Origin of the sequence: Micromonospora ferruginea (assembly GCF_013694245.2) — a bacterium.
Lineage (GTDB): Bacteria > Actinomycetota > Actinomycetes > Mycobacteriales > Micromonosporaceae > Micromonospora > Micromonospora robiginosa.
This window is the reverse complement of record NZ_CP059322.2, coordinates 4,156,105-4,177,214: the sequence shown is the minus strand read 5'-3', so window position 1 is coordinate 4,177,214 and position 21,110 is coordinate 4,156,105. Positions and strand designations below refer to the sequence as shown.

Sequence of the window (21,110 nt, the reverse complement as noted above, 5' to 3'; positions counted from 1 at the left end):
CTACTGCTCCTTCTGGGTGGCTGCGGTCAGGGCAGCCGTGCTGTCGATCCACTCGTTGTCGAGGTTGACGAACTGGTTGGGTGCGGCGAGCGGAACCGGCCGGCCGTCAATCAGAGGACCATGGTTGCCATTGAGCTGCGGCACGAGCAGCCAGACCGCACGGCGGCGCGGGGCGGCCAGGTCCGTCCAGCGGGTGAGCAGCGCCATGTTGCCGTAACGGGCGAGCGGCGACGCGTCCGTGAGCAGCACGGGCGAGTCGTCACGTCCCGCAGACAGTGCCCGCTCGACGGTGGCCTCGACCTCGGGCCAGGATCGGCGGATCAGCTCATCCAGACCGCGACGGGGACGGCTCGACTCCCGTTCGGCGTCGGCGGCGCGTACCAGATCCCAGGGCATGTTGGCGGCCGCGGACACCGCACGCAGCGCGTCCAGCAACGCGCCGGTCAGGTCCACCGTCGTCGCTCGGTATCGCGCCTGGACGGCGTCGATCAGACGGCCCAGGCGATCGGCGCGGGTGCCGAGCGCGAGGAAGGACCGGCTGCCGATCGAGGTCTCCAACCGGGCACCCAGCGCACCCGTGGCACCCACCGGGGAGGTGGCCACGGCGAGGCTCGTCACCGACCGGGAATCCAGCCCGGTTGTCGCGGAACCGGTGTCCAGGGCCCGGTAGACGCGAAGCCGGTCGTCGAAGATCAGGCCGAGACCAGCCTCCGTGATCAGGCTGTCGAGCGTCGGCCGCCGCGGCAGCTCCGGCGCGGCGGGGAACCGAACCCGTACGCGTTCGCGGATCTCGTCCGGGGTGAGTTGCTGCCCGCCGAAGTCCGCGAACGTCTGGGCCAGGGCCGCGGCCGCGGTAAAGCCGCGATGGTGCAGATCTCCGGCACCTGAGGCAGCCGCGTGAGTCGATGCGGCGGCAGCCAGAGTCACCCGGCGCAGCGGGTCGGCGAGGGCCGCCGGCCATCCGCTCTCGGCCGGGACAGCCGCTTCGAGGCGGGCCTGCGCGCGTTGCGCCGGGATGACCGCGTTCGCGGCGTCGCCGGCCGCGTTGACCAGGCGGTCCGCCTCCGCGGCAAGCGACTCGGCGACATCGCACAGCGCCTGGTCCTCGGCCAGCAACGTGACCACTCCCGCGCGCCGGCGTACCCAGACGGGTTGCTGCGAGCCGTCGGCCTTGTTCATCGCCTTGCGGCGTTCCAGCGCGAAACGCAGCAGACCACGAGCCAGTCGCTCGTCGGGATGTGCCTCAGGCGCGAGCGCTTCTGTCACCGTACGGGTCAACTCGGCGACCGTCGCGACCGAGCCGAGTTCAGTGAGACGGGCCGAGACCGCCTCGGCCAACCGGTCGAGAAGCGCTCGGGCGTCGTGATCCCCGGCCCACCGCTCTTGAAGAGCTCCGAGCAGCGTCGTGATGCGCGACTGCTGGACTGGCTCGTCGAGGTTCGCTCCGAGCTGAGCATGCGTCGCAAAGGCGTCGAGCGTCGTGTCGAACAGGATCAGACGGACGACTCCACCACGGGACGGTGAGCGTGGCGTGGCTACAGCGCGGAGCAACAGATCTGCGGCGTCGGTGGGAGTCAGCTCCGGACCATTGCGTTCGGTCGTGCGGATCTCAGCCCCGAACCGGGCTCGCCATTCCTTGATGCGCGAGGTGAGCTGCAGGCGGGTCGCGTTCTTGACGCCCTGAAGGCGGGACAGCTGCACCGGGTCGACCGTCAGCAGCTCGCCGACCGTCTGAACGGCATAGGGTTCTAGAGCCGACAGGGCCCGGGCGGTCAGCCCGGAGTCGCGCAGTGGCGTGGTCAGGGTCGCCCGAGCTGCCAGCTCGTTGTACGACTCGTCGGGCTCGGTCGTGGCGTCCTTCGCGAAGATGCTCAGCCATGCGGCCCGCATCGCCTCAGCGGTGTGATGCCGGGCGCCGGCATCGCGGGCTAGCGCCTTACGGAAGAAGCCGGCCAAGTCGTCGGCGAGCGTGGCGTCGAACATCTCCGGCCTGATGGTCGCCTCGTCCGGGATGCTTCCCGGGTCGCCGTCGCCGTCCCCGTAAACCGGCGTGCTGCCGGTCGCCATCTCGAAGAGAACGACCGCGGCGGCATATCGTTCCGCTGCCGAGTCGTACCGGTCCCGCGCGCCGATGAGGAAAGGGTCGAGGTACGGCGGGGTGCCGGCCTGCGTAGCGGAGGCCGCAGCGCGGGTTAGGGAGAAGTCGAAAAGGATCAGGTGCTTGGTGCGGTCACTGCGGCTCTCCCGCACGCCCAGGTTGGACGGCTTGATGTCCCGGTGGTCGATCCCGGCTTTGTCCAGCGCGACGAGGCAGTCCAGCAGGTCCGTCCCGTACCGTTCCAACAGGTCGAATGAGAGGCGGGTGCGCGTCCGCAGCGCGGTGGTGAGAGTCTCCGGCCCGGCACTTTCGAGCAGGAGGGCTCGCCGCCCGCCGACGACGACCGGTCCCTCGAGAACCTTCACGATCCGCGGGACGTTGAGGCGCCGCAGTGCCTCCGCCTCATCGTCGAGGCGGGTCGCGGCGGTGTCGTCGAGAGCCACTTTAAGGACGCACTCGCCGTTTCCCTCGACGTGCAGATCCTGCACGAGCAGGCCCACCGCGGTCGAGCCCTGCCCCAGGCGCCGAACTAGCCGGAACCTTCCGTCGAGGACCGCGCCGGGTGCCGCTTCGAGTGGATCGGTCTCCTCACTCGTCGCGGCGTCGCGCTCGGCTGCGGCGAGCTGCGACAGGAACGCCGCGACGTCGCCCGTCCGTCGACTGGGTGCGGGATCGGTTGCCTTGAGGACGAGTGACCGCAGCGTCGACGGGACCTGAGGCAGCTCGATCGCCAGGTCGAGTCCGTGCTGGTCGCGCAGGCGCTGCCTGAGAGCACTCCGGTTGGGCGCCGGTGGTCTCCCGGTGATCAGGTAGAAGGCGAGTGTGCCCAACCCGAACACATCGAGTCGGACACGGTCAGCGTCGGCGCTCCACACCCCCTCTGGGGCACCGAACACCTCGACCATTCCTGATCCGTGGTCGGCGGAGGCGGCATCGACCAGGGACGTCACCCCGTGGACCGAAGAATGGGTGGCTGTGGCGCCTTGGACGCTGCCGGCGCCCTGCCAATCACCCACCCGCACCTTGACGTCGCTCTGGGTGCCGGGAACCGGACGCACCCAGACCGCCTGCGGGACCAGCCCGCGGTGCACGACCCGGTTGTTGTGGGCGTACTGCAGCGCCTCGCCGATCTGGCGGATCATCGACAACTGCGTCGCCAGCGGCACGCCCTGATCCTGGCCGGCCAGCCACAGGTCAAGGCGCTGCCATTGCTGGTCGTAGGGGTAGACCAGCCCGATGCCGAGCTCGGACTCGACCAGGTCACGCGGGCGCAGCAGCCCGTCGTGCTGCAGCCGCGACATGACCCGGAACTCGTGCTCCGCGATCCGTCGGGCCGACGCTCGCTCTTGCTGGCCCGCCGTGGGCGGCAGGACCCGGAACCGGATTCGGGCGCGGTCCTGCTGGACCACCCGATGGTAGGCGAGCCAGTCCTGCCAGCCCTCGTCCGAGTCGATGGCCTGGTCCTCGATGACCCAGGACCCTGCTTCACGCTCCCGGCGTTGCACGAGGCCAATGCGTTCGAGCAGGTTTACCAGGATGTGTTCCTGGTTAGGTCCGATCGCGCGCCTCCCCGCGGATTCGAGCACCAGTTCAGAGATCTCGGTGAGGTTGCTCTGGGTGCTATGGCCATCCAGGCCGTAAAGGTTGATCGCGCTGGACGTGCCAAGAGCGCAACGCAAATCGGGATGGTGCAGGAATACTGCCTCCTGCACGAACGGGATGACGTCTCGCTCGTCGGGGATCTGAACGTTCTGCTCCTGCGCCCATAAGCGCAGCTCGTCCTTCAGCTTGCTCGCAAAAAACTGCGCCTTGCGCCGCGCCAGCTTGAGCGGGGAATCCTCCGGCCGCCGGCCATCGCGGGCCCAACGCTGGTCATCGCCGCGGAGGGTGCCCGAGTAGTACTTCAGCTCGATGAGGTGGAGTTGTCTACGGCCGAGCAGGAGCAGGTCTACCTCGTGCCATCGACCCCGCGAGTCGCGGAACTCAAAGTTCGACCAGGCCCGAAACGGCGTCTCACCGGGCATGATCGCCCGGACCAGTGCCAGCCCTTCAGCCTCGTGCGGGAACTGTGAGGGCGAGACCTCGATCCACCGGTCTTGCCCGGCCTCTGCCACTGTTCACCCTCCGCGCCGCGCCTAGCTGTCCCCGAACCTACTGCCCCCGGGCCGGAGGAGCATATCCGGTCGGTAGCTGATGACCATCGTCTCCGCTCAGCAAGTTGCCGCCCAACGAGGAGATGTACATCCGGGGGTTCGTGTCGGCTGATCGGCTGGAGCAGTGAAGACGGGTGGCGGCGAAAAGGGGTGTTGACGGCCGTGCTGACCAGCCGAAGCCGCTCCTTCGACGACGCAGGAACCGCGCAGCAGGTAGCTGGTGCTCCGAGTCGAGTGGTGGTGTGCCGTATGGGCGATTTCCCTGATGTTCTCCGCAGGTGACGTTTCTGTCCCGGCCCACTCGGCGTTGTCGTCTTCGCGACACATCACTGGGGCGGGCGGGTGGACCACGTCGTCGTGAGCCGACCACCCGATCGACCACGACAGCGTGTGACGAGCAGAGTGTCCGAATCCCTGCCCCCTCCGTCGCGATGCGCCTTCGCGACCGGCGCGCTTTCCTGTGGGTGTGCCAGGCTCACGACCTTCGGCCGGGCGACGAGCCGCACGACTACTCCGTCGCAATGGCCGAGGCGGCCGTGCGATACCGCCTCGAGCGGACCCGCTCAACACACATCGCCTCGTACTACTGGGAGGCGGTGTTGCTGGAGGGCGGGGCGAGCCCACTACTGCCGACGCTCAAGATCGCGGCGCAGACAGCCGTGCCGGAAGCACGGCAGACTGTAATGTCGCCTTGCCATGGCCATCGAGATTCTTGACTCTTCGGCTGTCTGGCGAGTGGGCGGACCCTTCGGCGTCCGGTAGCGGTGTGATCACGCGTGCGCGCTTTTGAAGTAGGCTCCACTGGCTCCACGAGCACCCTTCGGGCTGCGGCGGAGCAGTTCGACGGTCTCCAGGGGATCGGGACGGGTGAGAGCAGAGAGTGGTCCTGGAAGGGGCGGATGGGCGTCAAGCCGACCGAGGAACAGGTGGCCGCCCGGGACATGTTCCTGGCGGGCGGGGAATTGGCGCTGGTGGCCGGGGCTGGTACTGGGAAGACCTCCACGCTGGTGTTGATGGCTGGGGCTACCAGGAAGCGCGGCCTCTACGTGGCGTTCAACAAGGCGATCGCCGATGAGGCCAGGCAGCGCTTCGGGGCGAATGTCGACTGCCGTACCGCGCACTCGTTGGCGCACCGCGCCGTAGGGCGGAACTACCAGGAACGCCTGAGCCGGTCAGCCCGCTTACCCTCGAGGGAGGCCGCGCGGCTGCTGGGCATCCACCGAGATCTTTGGGTCAGCTCCCGTCCGATCAGCTGCGGGCATCAGGCGCGCCTGGTGATGGGCATGATCCGCCGGTTCTGCTACAGCACCGACCGCCAGCTGATGGCCCGGCATCTGGAACGGGTCAACGGGCTGGACCTGGCGGCCCAGGACCAGGTCGCCCGCGTGCTCCTGCCGTACGCGTGCCGGGCCTGGGACGACATCTGCTCACCGGACGGCAAACTACGCTTCGAGCACGATCACTACTTGAAGATGTGGGCGCTGACCGAGCCCACACTCGCGGCGGACTTCGTCCTGCTCGATGAGGCGCAGGACACCAACCCGGTCCTGGAGGAGGTTTTCCTCGCCCAGAGCGCGCAGCGGGTGTGCGTCGGCGACCCGGCCCAGCAGATTTACGGGTGGCGCAACGCCAGGGACGTGATGACCGGCTTCCCGGCGGATCACTTGTACCTGACGAAGTCGTTCCGTTTCGGCCCGCGTATCGCCCGGACAGCGAACCGGTGGCTGCGGCACGCCGAGTCGGCCCTGCAACTGACCGGGAACAGCGCCACCGACTCCCGCGTCGGTTCGGCGGTAGAGGTCGATGCTGTGCTGTGCCGGGGTAACGCCGACGCGATGCAGGAGGTGCTCGGTTTCCTGGAGCGGGGGGTACCGGTGGCGCTCACGGGCGGCGGTGGCGCGCTGCGGAACATCGCGCAGGCCGCCGAGGCGCTGAAGGCCGGTCGGCGTACCACTCATCCGGAGCTGTTCCTGTTCACCTCCTGGGCCGATGTGCAGGAGTACGCCGAGAACGACACTGCTGGCCAGGACCTCAAGGCGATCGTGACGCTGGTCGACACCTACGGGCCGGACGTAATTATGGACGCGGTCGACCGCCTCACGGGCGAGCGCGCCGCGAAGGTCACCGTGTCCACGGCGCACAAGGCCAAGGGCCGGGAGTGGTCGCGGGTACGGATCGGCGACGGCTTCGCGGCACCGTCGGTCGACGACGACGGGAATCCGCGCCCGCTGCGGGCTAGTGAGGCCCGCCTGATCTATGTGGCGGTCACCCGAGCCCGCCACCACCTCGACCCGACGGGGATCACCTGGATCGACGACTACGAGAAGGCCACCGAGGCGACCGGTGACGGTACGGTGGCCGGGCGACCGATGATCGAGTTCAGTCTGACCCGCCAGCTGAAACACCCGAGCTCCCCGATGTCACAGTTCTTGGCCCAGCACCTGCCGAACAGCGCGGCCGTCGTGCAGGACTACCTTCGGTGGATCGGCGACTTGCCACGCCCGGTGCAGCCACTCGAGGTGAAGTACCCCGACTGGTCGGCGCTCGGCCACGCCATCGATTTCCGCCTCAGGCTCAGCTTGGGCAGCCCGTTCGGTGAGCCGGTCAACATCGGTGTCGGCACCCTGGGCAGTGACGTGCCTTTCCGAGGCGCACCGGCGCCACCCGTACGGGACGCTCTCTACCGAGCTGGAAGCGACCTGCTCTCCGTGGTCGACTCGTACCTGAACGGCGACGACGGCCTCCAGGGGGAGATCCTGGCCCGCCTGTGCTTCGTGGCCGCCTACTACGAGGACATCTACCGAACCGGCGAGATCCGGCGGTACAGCATGTTGGCTGACGCCACCCCGGCCACGACTCTCGATAGCCTTCTGACGGCGGTCCCCGACTACGCCATCGAAGACATCAACCGGCAGTTGGCGATCGCCGAGGAGCCGTTCGGTCCGTTTCGCGAGCTGCCCGCCACCGCCCGGATTTGCGGTCCGGCGTTCCTCGGCAGCCAGGACATCGGCGGAGCGGACGCGGACTTCATCCTCGACGGCCTACTGCTGGACTGCAAGGCGGCGATTCAACCCCGCGGGTTGGGGCGCGACGAGATCTACCAACTTGCTGGCTACCTGCTGCTGGACTACGACGACCGGTACGGCATCGACCGGGTCGGCCTCTATCTGTCCCGGCAGGGCGGCCTCGTCACCTGGAGTGTGCCGGACTTCCTGCGCCGCCTCGGTGCAACCGGACCGGTCGGTGACCTGCGCCGGCGGCTGCGGGAACACCTTCACCACCGGCGCGGTGACCGCCGGGCCATCAGCCCGTAGTCCGGTGGTGCCACCCGGTCCACCCAGCTCTGGAGCAAGATCTGACGCCACGATCTATCGGCGTCTCGCACCTCGTGGTTGCTCTGCGGCGACCTCCGCTCACCCGTCTGCACGATCGATGAGATCGCGGAGCGGTCCGGTCGGCAGCGCGATCCAGCCCTCCACCCGTGCGATCGGCCGCTGCTCGTCACTCGGCCGGACCGCCTTGCCGATTGCCGCAGCGCGCGCGTTCAGGGCCGCGATCACCGAGTCGAACGCGTCGTGGCTGCGTCGACACAGCCCCTCGAACGCCCCCAGGTCCAGCCAGGGCGCCGCGTCGTGAAGCGCGGTCAGCAGGTCGGCGTGCTGTACCTGCTGGCCTCGGCCCTTGTAACCGCGATGTGCCAATCCCCAGCGGTATAGGGCCGCCGCCGGATACACCTCTACGACCATGCCGCCGCCACCACGGTCCACGTCGTGTCCAGCGGCGGCGAGCATCGCCAACAGCCTGGCGCAGCGGAAGGCGGCATGTGCGATGCGGTCCGCGGACACGCTCAGCGGGATGATTTCGGTCTCCTCGCGGACCACCTCGTCCGTCAGCCGGTACGCAAGGCGACGCCGCCACTGGGCGCCCTCGCCATCGGCGACGGTGACGTGACTAGCTCGGTGGGCCTGCACGAGCGCGACGAAAGGCTCCGGCCAGCCGAGGGGACAGTCCAACCCCATCTTGTCCACGTGCTCGCCGGCCCCGACGATGCGGGCGTCACTGACGTCGAGGACCAGGTCCCGCACGACCGCGCGGCCGGGCAGCCATTCGACCGTGGCCATCGCCGTACGAGTGTCCGCCGCTGCAAGGTCGACGCCGAGGGTCGGCATTGCACCACTCTAGGTGCCGACGGCGACATGACTGTCCTGGTGGTATTCGTGATGCCGGGCAGAGCAATGACTCCCTGACGGGATGACCTGGTCAGGAGTGGCGGACGAACTCCACGACCTCGGAGTCCGTGCGCACGCCGCGAGCCTTGAAGCCTGCTGCCGCTACCGCCCTGCAGAGTGAGTTCTGCGACGAGTACCAGTAGGGGAGGTGCTTGCGGGCCGAGGGGGCGAGGGTGTCGCCGAGGATGTCTTCGATCTCACCGAAGGTCATGGACGTCGCCTCGATATCCAGCGCCGCCAGGTAGTCCGCGAGTGGCTGGTACTTGCCGCTCGTTTCTGCGTCCGGCGCTGTCGTGGGCGGTGTGGTGCCGGGGCCAAGAATATCCACGACCTCTGACGGGATGCGGATCGCGCTCAGGGGGCCGGCGTCGATGTACACCGGGGCCATCATCGGTGTGACGGAGGGCGGCAGGACTTTGGCGGCCTGCAGGTCGGCGGTGATGCGCGCGGTGGGTCGGGTGATGCCGCGCAGCATGCGGTCCTCGTGGTAACCGCAGAGGGTGTAGATGTTTTCCCGACTGATGGTGCCTCCGGCGGATGCGGCAGCAGTGATCACATCAGCGAGGTCACGTCGGCCTTCGCCGCGCAGCTGCTGGAGCAGCATGTCCACCGCTTCTGCCGTCCACATGCCAGGATCGTGGAGATCGGGACGGTTGACGTCGGCGTCTCGGGCGGACTCCGGGTTCACCTCGACGTCGAGAGCCTGGGATCGGTTGAGCAGGTCGCTGGCTCGCATCAGGAACAACTGGTGGCCCGTGCTGTCGAAGAACTCCTTCGTCATCTCCTGTCGCGGGCCGATCATGTCCGGCCCGCGGCGCCACCACCAGTCCTCTTTCTCGTCGTTCGTGACGATGATGAGGTCCATGTCCCGGGTTTTCGCCTCGTGGCATGCCTGCTGGTAGACGAGGTAGTCGCCGGCGGCCCCCTCTGGGTGCTGGTCGGCCTTGTCGGCGTCCAGGTAGCCGGGAGGTATGGATGCGTCGACGCGCTTGTTGCCCTCGGTGATCAGGCCGTTCCAGACCTTGTCCTCGGGGCGTCCGAGTACCTTGCCGGTCAGAAGCGTGGAGAGTCTGCTGAGTACGGGGTCTGCGTCGGCTGGTGTGGAGGGGTGAACACGGTCAGGTGTGGCGCTGGCGATGGCATCCCGTAGACGTTGGAACACCTCGTCGACGTCGGCGTGTAGCCGCTGCAGTTCGGCATCGTCGATGGCCAGTTGCTTGGACCAGGTCTCGAGAGCCCGCACCGCCGCTGCCCGGCTTTTCTCCAAGGCGGCGCGGGCTTCACCTGTCGCGTGCTCGGGATTGCCGATGGCGCTGAGCCGGTTGCGGTGGAACTCGCGCATCGCCTGGTAGGGAACGACGAGGCGATCTTCGAGCTTCTCGAAGATCGCCAATAGGTCCGCCGTCGTCCGCGCGTTGTAGCGGTAGAGGTTGAGAAGCACGTTGGCGTCCACCGCGACCAGCGCTGTGGTCAATGCCTGACGTGACTCGGCCTCGCTCGCCACGCGATAGCCCTCGAACCCGTCGAACAGCCCAGCCATCGATGACCTCCCCCAAGACGGGCTCCATTGTTGTCGACCCCAGCGTGCGGGTCCTATGGGCCGAGCGGCCCATTGCGGCTCTTCTGAACGGCGTCGGGTAGTCAGGCCGCCAGCCCGTACCGGGGCTGGTTCCTGATGAGGGCGGCCAGCTCGGCTGCCGTCGCCGTGAGGTCGATGGGATTGCCGGCGAGTTGGTGGGTCAGCTCGTCGAGGCGGTATCGCAGCAGCCGCTGGTATCGAGTCGCGTAGACCGCGACGTGGGTCACGGGGTGACCGTCGTGATGCGCGAGCAGTGCGTAGGTCAGGATCTGACGGATCAGCTCGTCGAGGTAGCGGTCTTCGTCGAGCCGGCCGCTTTTCACCTCGAGCACGGTGCGGCCGAGGAGGAGATCGGCGTGGCGGTGTCCGTCGAGCAGGGACAGCTGCGCGGTCGCGGGTCCGTATGAGCGCAGCGCGTCGTGGAAGCCGCTGTGGTAACTGGACCACGCGATACGGAAGGCGCGCCTAGTCTGGTACGTCTCTCGGGGGGCGCCGTGGAGGAGGTGCGGGTACTGCTCGAGGACATGACGGGTGTTGGCCACAGCGTCAGCGTCGGAGTGGTGGCGGTCGAATGTGTTGAGCAGGATGCGGACGTGAGCGAGCCGGCCGGCGGCGGTGAAGAGCTGCGCCGGGTGCACCGCGGAATCGCGACGGCGCCCGGCGGCGTAGCCTGCGGCATCGGCAACCGGTTGATGGCCGGCCATGCCGAGTAACCGGGTCGCGAGGCCGTGGTCGAGACAGCGGAACAGACGTGGGTACGGGTCCTGGTCGCACAGGGCCAAGCCCATGGCGAGTTCGACGACATGGCCGAAGTACGACTTGTCCGGCGGCTCGGTCAGCAGGAGCGGACAGCGGCTGAGGTCCGCCGCGATCTCGGCGCGCAGCACATCCTGGTGCGGAAAGGTCTCCGCGAACCAGTCGCCGACTGGGTCCTGCTGGAGGTGGCGGAAGCGGACGTACATGGTGGTACCCCTCTCACGGCGGAATCGACGCTGACCACGGACGCAGCAGCGGAACCCAGCGAGCTGGAACTCACGAGACGGCAGATAGGCGAAACGCCTCTACCAGTGAGGCGGGTAGGGCCGCAAGCGGTTCTGTAGCCCTCGGCACTCAGGCCGCAAGGTGGGCTCCGCGAGAGGAAGCGGCAGTCAGGGGAGACGGATCAACCGACGTCCCGGCCTCTGCACCGTACGACGCACCCGCGCGACGCACAAGGGCCACTTCGCTGCACAGCGATCGCCTGGCTAGCCGGGTACGGAGCGGTTGGCTGTCTACCCCGGTCGATGCTCCCGGTAGTGCCTACAACAGACACCGCACTGGACGGCGACCGTTGCACGCGCGCTGATTGCGCCTGTCCGTCTGTCTCTGGCGTCTGGCCGACGAGCCCCGGCAAGATGCGGGGATGGCTGTGAACCTTGTGCTGACCGAGGCGCGTGATGTGCCGTCCGGTGACCCGCTCGGGCGCACCTGGGTCGGGTGGGAAGCGACCGCGACCGACGACGAACTGTGGGAGGTCAACCGCGGCCTCTGGACCTTCAGAAGTCGGGTCGACGGCGAGCGAATCGCCACCCTGTCGTTCGACGGCCGTGTCCAGGTTGTCGCGGAGATTGACGGCCGAACCCGGCACGATGTTGACGGCGCGACGAAGTGGGCGCTGGTCGGGCGGGTGCTGCGCCCGGGAGACCCCGTGCACGACGCGTTGAAGGGCGCGCCGGCGCCTCGACACCGCAATCCGGTGAGCTACTTCGATACTGCCAGGCTGGACGTGCTCTCCGCGGCTGACCGGGCGGGCATCGATGAGCGCGAGCGGGTCACCATGGTGGTGACGTGGAATCCCGAGCGGTGGAACCCGGACGACTGGGCGGAGACCGCCTACCCCCAGGACGTGCAGGTAGTCGCGTCGGGCCGGCTCCTGCGTGACCGGTGGTCCACGGGGAGCCGCAAGGGCGGCATCGAGCCGGGCGACCGCATCTTCTTCCTACGACAGGGACCAGAACCGCGTGGCATCGTCGGCAGCGGCACCGCCGCAAGCCGAATCTTCCCTGATGAGCAGTGGGACGACGAACGCGCGGGCCAGCACGCCAACTACGTACAGATCGACTGGGACACGCTCCTGCTGCCCGAGGACGGGCTGCCGCACGCGCTCCTGGTCAACCACATTCCCGAAGCCGGCGCGTGGCGGCCGCAAGTTAGCGGATGGGTCCTGCCACCGTACGTCGCGGCGAAGCTCGAAGAGCTCTGGGCGGCCCACCTGGGTCATCCGGCTCCGCTACCGAGTCGCGGCTCACCTCGACAGGGCTGGCAGCTGGACCCCCTACGGCGCCGCAAAGTCGAAGACGCCGCCCAGGACCGGTTGATGGCGCATTTCCGGGACCGCGGCTGGACCGTGCAAGATGTCCGGTTCGGCAATCCCTACGACGCTGTCGCCAGCAGGAACGATCGGACGTTATGGCTTGAGGCCAAGGGTACCGAGACCGAGGGCGCGACTGTGATCGTCTCGCGCAACGAGGTGCAGTGGGCGCGGGAGCACGTCGGTGACTGCGTGCTCGGCATCCTGTCCGATGTCGTCTTCACACCAGACGGTGAAGTGGACCCGGCAAGCGGGACGTTCCGGGTCTTCACCTGGAACCCGGACGGCGGTTCGCTCTCAGCCCGTGACTACGACTTCACGCCGGGCGAAGACGACCGACGGTAATGAGACGGAGGGGACTTACCCCGACCGGGTTCGCTCGGGCCCGCAGCCGACAGAACGTCATGATCGTGCTGGAACCGCACCCGGTCCGGTGTCCGCGACAGCCCATGTGGTGCTCCGTGGGTGCTCCGGCGAAATTGGATGACTAAGCATCCGGTGGACTGAGCGGTACAGCTTTCCGGCGAAGTTGCGGCCTGACCGGGAGCAGTTGGGCCCATGGGACTCGGTTAGACGACATGAGTCGAAAGGCGTCTATCTCTTAATCCGCGGGTTCGGGGTTCGAGTCCCTGGCGGCGCACCAACGAGCAAGGCCCCGACCGGCCCCCCGGTCCGGGGCCTTCTCCATCCCTCCTCCCTCCCCTCCCCGCGCCGATCTTGCAGTTGCGGCCCCGACGAAACGGTGCAGGAGCCGCAATTCGGGGGCCGAAAGTGCAAGATCGGCGAGGGCTAGGGGGTGGGGGTGTAGGACACGAGGCAGAATTTGTGGCCCTCGGGGTCGGTCATGACCACGACGGTTCCCTCGGCGTGGTCGTGTTGCTCGCCGGTGAACTCGCCGCCCAGGCGGGTGACCGTGGACATCGCCTCGGGCAGGTCGTCGACGGTGATGTCGAGGTGGATCCGCACCTTTTCGGTACGGGGTTCGGCGACCGGTTGGAACACCAGCCGGGGCTGGGCGTCGCCGCGCTCGCCGAGATAGACCCAGCCCTCCGGGGACGGGCCGGGTTCGCGGCCGAGCAGGGCGCTCCAGAACCGGGCGACCCGTTCCGGGTCGACGCAGTCGATGGTGACACCGGACCAGACGTTCGCCATCCGTCGATCCTGGCAGACGGCCGCCGTCCCTGGAGGACGTCGCACTCGTTGCCCTCCGGGTCGGCCATCGTCACGTAGCCCAGCGCGAGGCACCAGAACGCCGCCAGCTCGCGCGGGCGGGCGCAGTCGACGGTCGACGACCAGCGTGCGGACATCGCCCCACCCTGGGCGGCCGGCGCCGGCTCAGGTGGACCGCTTCGGGAGCAGCAGTTCCTCGTGGTCGAGTTCGCGCTCCAGCACGCGCAGCTCCTCGTCCGGCAGGCGGCCGGCGTCGCGCCAGCGCACCAACTCCTCGCGCTGCGCGTCGATGGTGGCGCGGCGGATCCGCAGCGCGGTCTCGTACTCCGGTGAGGTGGGCCGCTCGGACGACCTGCTCTGCTGGATCAGGTCGAGCCGCCCCCGGTAGCGCGCCAGCCGGGTCAGCAGTTGGCTCCGGGTGGTGTCGACCGCCTCCGCGCTGTCCGGCTCCTCCGCGGCGACGGCGTCGAGGCGGGCCAGGGCGGCCTCCACCGCGGCCGAGCGGGCCTCGTTGCGTACCCGGGCCTGGTCGGCCTCGTCGGCGCGCAGGCCGAGCCGGCGCACCAGCGGCGCGAACGTCAGGCCCTGCCCGACCAGGGTGACCAGGACGACCACGAAGGTGCAGAACAGCAGCAGGTCGCGGTCGGGGAAGGGTGCGCCGCTGTCGGTGGTCAGCGGCAGCGTGAAGATGGCGGCCAGGCTGATCACGCCGCGGGTCCCGGACCAGCTCAGCGCCGCCACCTCGCGGGTGGTCAACCGGTCGGCGTTGCGGTCGGCGCGCGCGGCCCGCCGGGCGCTGCCCGGCTCGTCGGCGTCGTCCGGCTCGGCGACGCCGCCCAGCCGGGTGTGCAGCGAGCGGGGGAGTGACTGGGTCAGGATCAGCCAGGCGGGGCGCAGGAGCAGCACCACCCCGACGGAGATCGCGACGGCGGTGACGATGGTCGAGGTGTCGTACTCGCGCAGGTTCTTGACCACCTCGGGAAGCTGCTGGCCGATCAGCAGGAAGACGAAGCCTTCGAGGAGGAAGTCAACCAGCCGCCAGACCGCGTTGGTCTGCAACCGGGCCGCCCCGGAGCCGAACTGGGGCGTCTGGTGGCCGACGATCAGCCCGGCGACGACCACCGCGAGCACGCCGGAGACGCCCAGTTCCTCGCCGAGCAGATAGGCCACGAACGGCGTCGCGAGCGAGATGGCGTTGGACATCAGCGGGTCCGCGGTGAGCGGCCGGGCCAGCCGCTTCGCCCAGGCGACGGCCGCGCCCACGGCGACTCCGCCGACCGCCGCGATCACGAACTGCCCGACCGCGGCGGGGAACGAGAACTGGCCGCCGACGGCGGCGGCCACCGCGACGCTGAGCATGGTCAGCGCGGTGGCGTCGTTCAGCAGTCCCTCGCCCTGGATGATCGTGACCATCTTCGGGGGCAGGTTGACCCGGCGGCCCACGGCCAGCGCGGCCACCGGGTCGGGCGGGGCGACGGCGGCGCCGACCGCGATGCCGGCGGCCAGGGTCGCCCCGGCGACGAAGAGGTGGAAGCCGAGGCCGACGACCAGGCCGGTGAGGAGCACCAGCACCACCGACAGGCTGACCACGATGCGCAGGTTGCGGCGCAGGTCCAGCAGCGAGGAGTCGAGCGCGGCGCTGTAGAGCAGCGGCGGCAGCACGATCATGAGGACGAGGTCGGGATCGAGGCCGATGTTGGGGCCGGGCAGCAGCGCGTACGCGATGCCGATGAGCGGCAGCAGCGCGGCCGCCGGCAGGCCGGTGCGGCCGGCGACCCAGCGCACGGCGACGATCACCGCGACGGCGGCGAGCACGAACAACAACGTCGAGTGGATGCTCACCTCGACCGACCCTACCCAGGCCGGCGAGCGTCATGCCGGCCGGGAGTGGTCCGCGCCCTCACAGTATTGACATCTTTCACTGTCTTGCCTAGGGTCGGCTCGAATCGATTCGACGCCGTGCTGTGGCGTTCCAGCGACGGCGTCGGACGGTTCGAGTCCGGGCATCCGAGTCGACCATGCCGCGCGTCCGTCGTGCCCGTCCTCCGCCGCCGGCCGGTGGCATGGTGCAGCGCCCCGTACCCCGAATCGGTGTCACACCGAATGGCGAAGGAGCCGCATCATGGCAAGACGCAGAACTCTCCTCGGGCCCCTCGCGGCCGCCGCGATCCTGGTCGCGGCGGCGGTCGGGGTCACCGTGGCCGGCGGCGTGGGTGGCGTCGCGCCGGCCGCCGCCGCGGCGACCGCCGGGTGCGGCAAGGCGCCCACGTTGACCAGCGGTTCACGGACCATCCAGAGCGGCGGCCAGAACCGCAGCTTCATCCTGCGGATCCCGGACAACTACGACCGGAACCACGGCTACCGACTGATCTTCGGGTTCCACTGGAACGGCGGCACCGCGGGCGACGTCGACTCTGGCGGCTCGGACCGCGAGGCCTGGTCCTACTACGGGCTGCGGCAGCAGGCCAACAACAGCGCCATCTTCGTCGCGCCGCAGGGCAACGGCAACGGCTGGGCCAACCCGGGCGGCCAGGACGTCACCTTCGTCGACGACATGATCAGACTGATCGAGGCGGACCTGTGCGTGGACACGACGCAGCGGTTCGCCCTCGGCTTCAGCTACGGCGGCGGCATGAGCTACGCCCTGGCCTGTGCCCGCGCGACCGTCTTCCGGGCCGTCGCGGTCTATTCCGGCGGCCAGCTCAGCGGTTGCGGCGGCGGTACGCAACCCATCGCCTACCTGGGCATCCACGGCATCGGCGACCCGGTGCTGAACATCTCCGCGGGACGGTCGCTGCGGGACACCTTCGTGCGCACCAACGGGTGCACCCCGCAGAGCCCGCCCGAGCCGAGGGCGGGCAGCCTGACGCACGTCACCACCGCGTACGCCGGCTGCCGGGCCGGCTATCCGGTCGTCTGGGCCGCGTTCGACGGCGGCCACACCCCCGGGCCGGTGGACGGCGGTGGGGACAGCGGCGTGCGGACCTGGACGAAGACCGAGGTGTGGCGGTTCTTCACGCAGTTCGACGGTGCCGGCCCGACGCCGACCCCGACGGCCAGCCCGACCACCCCGCCGCCGGGCGGCACCTCGCCCCTGCGCAACGTCGCCGCCGGCCGTTGTCTGGACGTCAACGGCGGCGCGCAGACCAACGGCGCCGCGACGATCATCTGGGACTGCCACGGTCAGGCCAACCAGTCGTGGACCGCGACCGCCGCGCAGGAGCTGCGGGTCTTCGGCGGCAAGTGCCTGGACGTCAACGGCGCCGCGACCGCCAACGGCAGCTCGGTGATCATCTGGGACTGCAACGGCCAGTCCAACCAGCGGTGGCGGCTCAACGCCGACGGCACCGTCACCGGCGTCGGCTCGGGCCGGTGCCTGGACGTGGTCGGCGGCGGCACGGCCAACGGCACGCGGACCCAGATCCAGGACTGCACCGGGGCGGCGAGCCAGCGGTGGACTCGTTGACGTTCGTGTTGTGTGAACGTTAACATGTGATGTCTTAAGATAGACAAACGTCAATTCAAGTACGCGTGGGAGGCGGATCGCATGGCCAGCACAGTGAGTCGTCCACGACGGTCGTGGCGGGCGGTGATGTCCGCGGCGGCGGCCTCGGTCCTGGCGGCGGCGGCCGTACTGACCGCGTCCGCCTCCCCGGCGCAGGCCGCCACCGCCATCACCGTCAACGGCGCGTCCGGCGGGCGCACGCTCGACGGCGTCGGGGCGGTCAGCGGCGGTGGCGGAAACAGCAGACTGCTGATCGACTACCCGGAGCCGCAGCGCAGCGACCTCCTCGACTACCTGTTCAAGCCGGGCTACGGCGCGGCGATGCAACTGCTCAAGGCGGAGATCGGCGGCGACACCAACTCCACCTCCGGCGCGGAGCCCAGCCACGAGCACACCCGGGGCAGCGTGAACTGCAACCGGGGCTACGAGTGGTGGCTGATGGAGCAGGCCCGGCTGCGCAACCCCAACATCGCCCTGGTCGGCCTGGCCTGGGGCGCGCCCGGCTGGATCGGCAACGGCACCTTCTGGTCCACCGACTCGATCAACTACCTGGTGGGCTGGCTGGACTGCGCCGCCACCCACGGGCTGACCATCAACTACCTCGGCGGGTGGAACGAGAAGGGCTACAACACCACCTGGTACAAGAACCTGCGGTCCACCCTCAACTCCCGCGGCTACGGCAACGTCAAGATCGTCGCCTCGGACGACTTCGGGTGGGGCGCCGCCGACGACTCGCTGCGCGACCCGGCCTTCGCCAACGCCGTGCAGGTCTTCGGCAGCCACTACGTGTGCGGCTACCGCAGCGCCCAGACGAGTTGCCCCAGCTCCGCCAACGCGGTGTCCACCGGCAAGCAGCTCTGGGCCAGCGAGAACGGCTCCGACGACTACAACGCCGGCGCGCCGGCGCTCGCCCGGGGCATCAACCGCGGCTACCTCGACGGCAAGATGACCGGCTACATCAACTGGCCGGCCATCGCCGCCATCACCCCGAACATCCCCTGGGCGACCACCGGCGTGGCGGTGGCCCAGCAGCCGTGGTCCGGCGCGTACTCGATCGGCAAGAGCACCTGGGTGATGGCGCACACCACCCAGTTCACCGCGCCGGGCTGGCGTTACCTCGACGCGTCGAGCGGCTATGTCGGCGGCAACCGCAACAACGGCAGCTACGTCTCGCTGAAGTCCACCAACAACACCGACTGGAGCACGGTCATCGAGACGCAGGACGCCGGCTCGGCCCAGCAGCTCGACTTCACCGTCACCGGCGGGCTGTCCACCGGCGCCGTACGGGTCTGGGCGACGAACGTCAGGTCCAACAACAGCGCCGACCACTTCGTACGGGGCGCCGACATCACGCCGAACGGCGGGCGCTTCTCGCTCACCGTCCAGCCCGGCTACGTCTACAGCATCACCACCACCAGCGGGCAGGGCAAGGGGACGGCGGTCAGCCCCGCGCAGGGCAACCTCAAGCTGCCGTACGCCGACACGTTCGACAGCTACGCCACCGGCCGCGAGGCCAGGTACCTGATGGACCAGCAGGGCTCGTTCGAGATCGCCGGGTGCGCCGCCGGCCGGGCCGGGCAGTGCGTCCGGCAGATGTCCGAGCAGGCGCCGATCTACTGGACGTCCGGCCAGGCCGAGCCGTACACCCTGCTCGGCGACCTGAGCTGGCGCAACTACACCGTCTCGTCCGACGTGCTGCTGGAGAAGTCCGGCTACGTCCAGCTCATCGGGCGCGGCAACACCTACAACCACCAGGGGCCGCAGAACCTGAACGGCTACTACTTCCGGGTCACCGACGGCGGCGCCTGGTCCATCCGGAGCAACAACACCAGCGGCAACTGGCGCACCCTGGCCAGCGGCAACACCGCGGCGCTGGGCACCGGACGCTGGCACAACCTGTCGTTGAAGCTCAACGGCAGCACGCTCACCGCGGCGATCGACGGCACCACCGTCGGCACGGTGTCCGACTCCACCTGGGTCGCCGGGCAGATCGGCTACGGCACCGGCCAGGGCGTCACCGCCCAGTTCGACAACCTCTCGATCACGCCGGGCGACGGGTCCGGCAGCCCGACCGGTGAGCTGCGCAGCGCGAGCGCCAACCGCTGCCTGGACGTCAACGGCGCCAGCCAGGCCGACGGCGCGGTGGTGCAGATCTGGGACTGCAACGGCGGGGCCAACCAGCAGTGGACGGCGGGCACGAACAACCAGCTCACCGTCTACGGCAACAAGTGCCTCGACGTGCCGGGCACCGCGTCCGGCAGCCGGGCGCGGATCATGACCTGCAACGGCGGCGCCAACCAGCAGTGGCGGATCAACGCCGACGGCACCGTCGTCGGCGTCGGCTCGGGCCTGTGCCTCGACGTCAACGGCCAGGGCACGACCAACGGCACCGCCGTCCAGATCTGGACCTGCAACGGCGGCGCGAACCAGCAGTGGGTACGCGGCTGACCCACCCCGCCCACCCCGTCGATCATGAGGTTGGCGGCGGATCGGATCTCCGATCCTGCCGTCAACTTCATGATCGACGCAGGGCGCGAGGGGCGAGGGGCGTCAACCGGGGGTTGACGGTGGAGGGAGCGTCAACCTATGGTTGACGGATGACCGAGCCAGAACCGCTCAAGATGAGCCAACCGGTGCGCCTCGACGACCTGATCGCCGGCATCAAGAAGGCGCGCCCCGACGCACTCGACCAACTCGCCGACGCGGTCCTCCTCGCCGACCACCTGGGCGACGTCGCCGACCACCTGATCGGCCACTTCGTCGACCAGGCGCGCCGCTCCGGCGCCTCGTGGACGGAGATCGGCCGCAGCATGGGGGTGAGCAAGCAGGCCGCCCAGAAGCGCTCCGCGGCCAAGGCGGAGACCGCCGCCGCGCTCGACCCCAACGCCGGGTTCGGCCGGTTCACCCCGCGCGCCCGCAACGTGGTGCTGGCCTCGCAGGAGGAGGCGCGGACGGCCGGCAACGCCGAGATCACCCCGGGGCACGTCGCGCTGGGACTGCTCGCCGAGCCGGAAGGGCTGGCCGCCGCGCTGGTCGTGGCCCGGGGCGTACCCCTGGAGACGCTGCGGGAGGCCGTCACCGCGACCCTGCCGGCGAAGGCCGAGCAGGTCCCGGACCTGATCCCCTACGACGCGCGGGCCAAGAAGGTCCTGGAGCTGACGTTCCGGGAGGCGCTGCGGATGGGCCACAACTACATCGGTACGGAACACATCCTGCTCGCCCTACTGGAGGAGGAGGGCGGCGACGGCGTGCTCGGCGGGCTCGGCCTGACCAAGGAGTCGCTGGAGACCGCGGTGGAGGGCGCGCTTGCCGAACTCACGCGCAAGCGGGCCTGACCCGCGTCGGGCACGCGTCACGGGGGCGCGTGCCCGACGTCCGGGCGGTCAGTCGGCGGTGGGGAAGCCGTAGCGGGCGGCGTGCTCCGGGTCGGCGGGGTCGACCTGCCGGACACCGGCGTCGGCGAGGCGCTTGTTCACCTCGTCGAGGCGGTCCCGGACCAGTCGGGCCTCCTCCTCGGTGACCCGGCCGCGGTGCGGCCGGCCGGCGTGCTCGATCGTGCCGTAGTCGATCTTCTCGGCGGTCCGCCGGGCCTTGGGCGGCTTCACCCGCTCGGCGGTACGCAACAACTGCGCCATCGGCACGTCGGTCGCCATCGCGTCGAACTCGCTGGCGGTCAGCACCACCCGGCGCGGCTCGCCGCCGCCGTGGCGGTCGTGGACCTCCACCACCGCCACGTCCAGCGCCGCGTCGTCGATGCTCTCCACGTCGACCGGGGTGGCGTCCAGTCGCACGGGCCCGGCGACCAGGTCCGGGTGCTCCAGCACGACGACCCTGACCACCTCGTCGTCGGGGGACAGCACCTGGCCGGTGAAGTCGGAGACGTGGATCGTCTTCTTGCCCATGCGCGGAGCTTCTCCTGTCGTAGGCCGGAAATCGGACCACAAGACGCTACCGCACAGGCGTACGAAGCGCGGTGCGCCCGCCGGCCGGTGTGTCGCCGCCCGCCCTATCCGGTCGTCAGGCCGC

At 69.4% G+C, this 21,110-nt stretch carries 12 protein-coding genes; 5 read left to right on the top strand and 7 right to left on the bottom strand.

The features are described from left to right. Entirely contained in the window at positions 1-4,212 is a 4,212-nt protein-coding gene (gene pglW / locus H1D33_RS18065; protein ID WP_181572025.1) for a BREX system serine/threonine kinase PglW, read from the bottom strand. A gap of 938 nt (positions 4,213-5,150) precedes the next feature. Between pglW and H1D33_RS18060 the strand changes: the two genes are divergently transcribed. After that, a complete protein-coding gene (locus H1D33_RS18060; RefSeq protein WP_181572026.1) occupies positions 5,151-7,565 on the top strand; it encodes a UvrD-helicase domain-containing protein in 2,415 nt (804 codons plus the stop codon). 99 nt (positions 7,566-7,664) lie between these two features. On the opposite strand, the gene H1D33_RS18055 is transcribed toward H1D33_RS18060, so the two are convergent. The 3 genes from H1D33_RS18055 to H1D33_RS18045 all read right to left on the bottom strand — a co-directional run bounded on the left by H1D33_RS18055 (position 7,665) and on the right by H1D33_RS18045 (position 11,021). After that, entirely contained in the window at positions 7,665-8,420 is a 756-nt protein-coding gene (locus H1D33_RS18055; RefSeq protein ID WP_181572027.1) for a DUF429 domain-containing protein, read from the bottom strand. A 91-nt stretch (positions 8,421-8,511) separates the two neighbouring features. After that, entirely contained in the window at positions 8,512-10,020 is a 1,509-nt protein-coding gene (locus H1D33_RS18050) for a PIN-like domain-containing protein (protein WP_181572028.1), read from the bottom strand. Positions 10,021-10,121: 101 nt separating this feature from the next. Further along, positions 10,122-11,021 carry a hypothetical protein gene (locus H1D33_RS18045; RefSeq protein ID WP_181572029.1) on the bottom strand — a complete coding sequence of 300 codons (900 nt, stop codon included), beginning with the start codon at positions 11,019-11,021 and terminating at the stop codon, positions 10,122-10,124. A 440-nt stretch (positions 11,022-11,461) separates the two neighbouring features. On the opposite strand from H1D33_RS18045, the gene H1D33_RS18040 reads away from it, so the two are divergent. Beyond that, positions 11,462-12,754: a protein NO VEIN domain-containing protein gene (locus H1D33_RS18040; RefSeq protein ID WP_181572030.1), complete on the top strand. Its 1,293-nt coding sequence runs from the start codon at positions 11,462-11,464 to the stop codon at positions 12,752-12,754. Between the two features lie 444 nt (positions 12,755-13,198). Here H1D33_RS18040 and H1D33_RS18035 read toward each other — a convergent pair whose 3' ends face one another. Beyond that, the gene (locus H1D33_RS18035) at positions 13,199-13,561 is read right to left on the bottom strand and encodes a VOC family protein (RefSeq protein ID WP_181572031.1); all 363 of its coding nucleotides are present in this window, start codon (positions 13,559-13,561) and stop codon (positions 13,199-13,201) included. 183 nt (positions 13,562-13,744) lie between these two features. Further along, complete coding sequence (locus tag H1D33_RS18030) at positions 13,745-15,421, bottom strand: Na+/H+ antiporter (protein ID WP_181572032.1); 1,677 nt, start codon at positions 15,419-15,421, stop codon at positions 13,745-13,747. Between the two features lie 280 nt (positions 15,422-15,701). Between H1D33_RS18030 and H1D33_RS18025 the strand changes: the two genes are divergently transcribed. The 3 genes from H1D33_RS18025 (at position 15,702) to H1D33_RS18015 (ending at position 20,419) form a co-directional block, all read left to right on the top strand. Further along, complete coding sequence (locus tag H1D33_RS18025) at positions 15,702-17,045, top strand: ricin-type beta-trefoil lectin domain protein (protein ID WP_181572033.1); 1,344 nt, start codon at positions 15,702-15,704, stop codon at positions 17,043-17,045. Positions 17,046-17,126: 81 nt separating this feature from the next. Beyond that, entirely contained in the window at positions 17,127-19,532 is a 2,406-nt protein-coding gene (locus H1D33_RS18020; protein ID WP_220138752.1) for a ricin-type beta-trefoil lectin domain protein, read from the top strand. A gap of 149 nt (positions 19,533-19,681) precedes the next feature. Then, complete coding sequence (locus H1D33_RS18015; RefSeq protein ID WP_181572034.1) at positions 19,682-20,419, top strand: Clp protease N-terminal domain-containing protein; 738 nt, start codon at positions 19,682-19,684, stop codon at positions 20,417-20,419. A gap of 48 nt (positions 20,420-20,467) precedes the next feature. On the opposite strand, the gene H1D33_RS18010 is transcribed toward H1D33_RS18015, so the two are convergent. Further along, positions 20,468-20,986: a hypothetical protein gene (locus H1D33_RS18010; RefSeq protein WP_181572035.1), complete on the bottom strand. Its 519-nt coding sequence runs from the start codon at positions 20,984-20,986 to the stop codon at positions 20,468-20,470. Between the last annotated feature and the right edge of the window lie 124 nt (positions 20,987-21,110).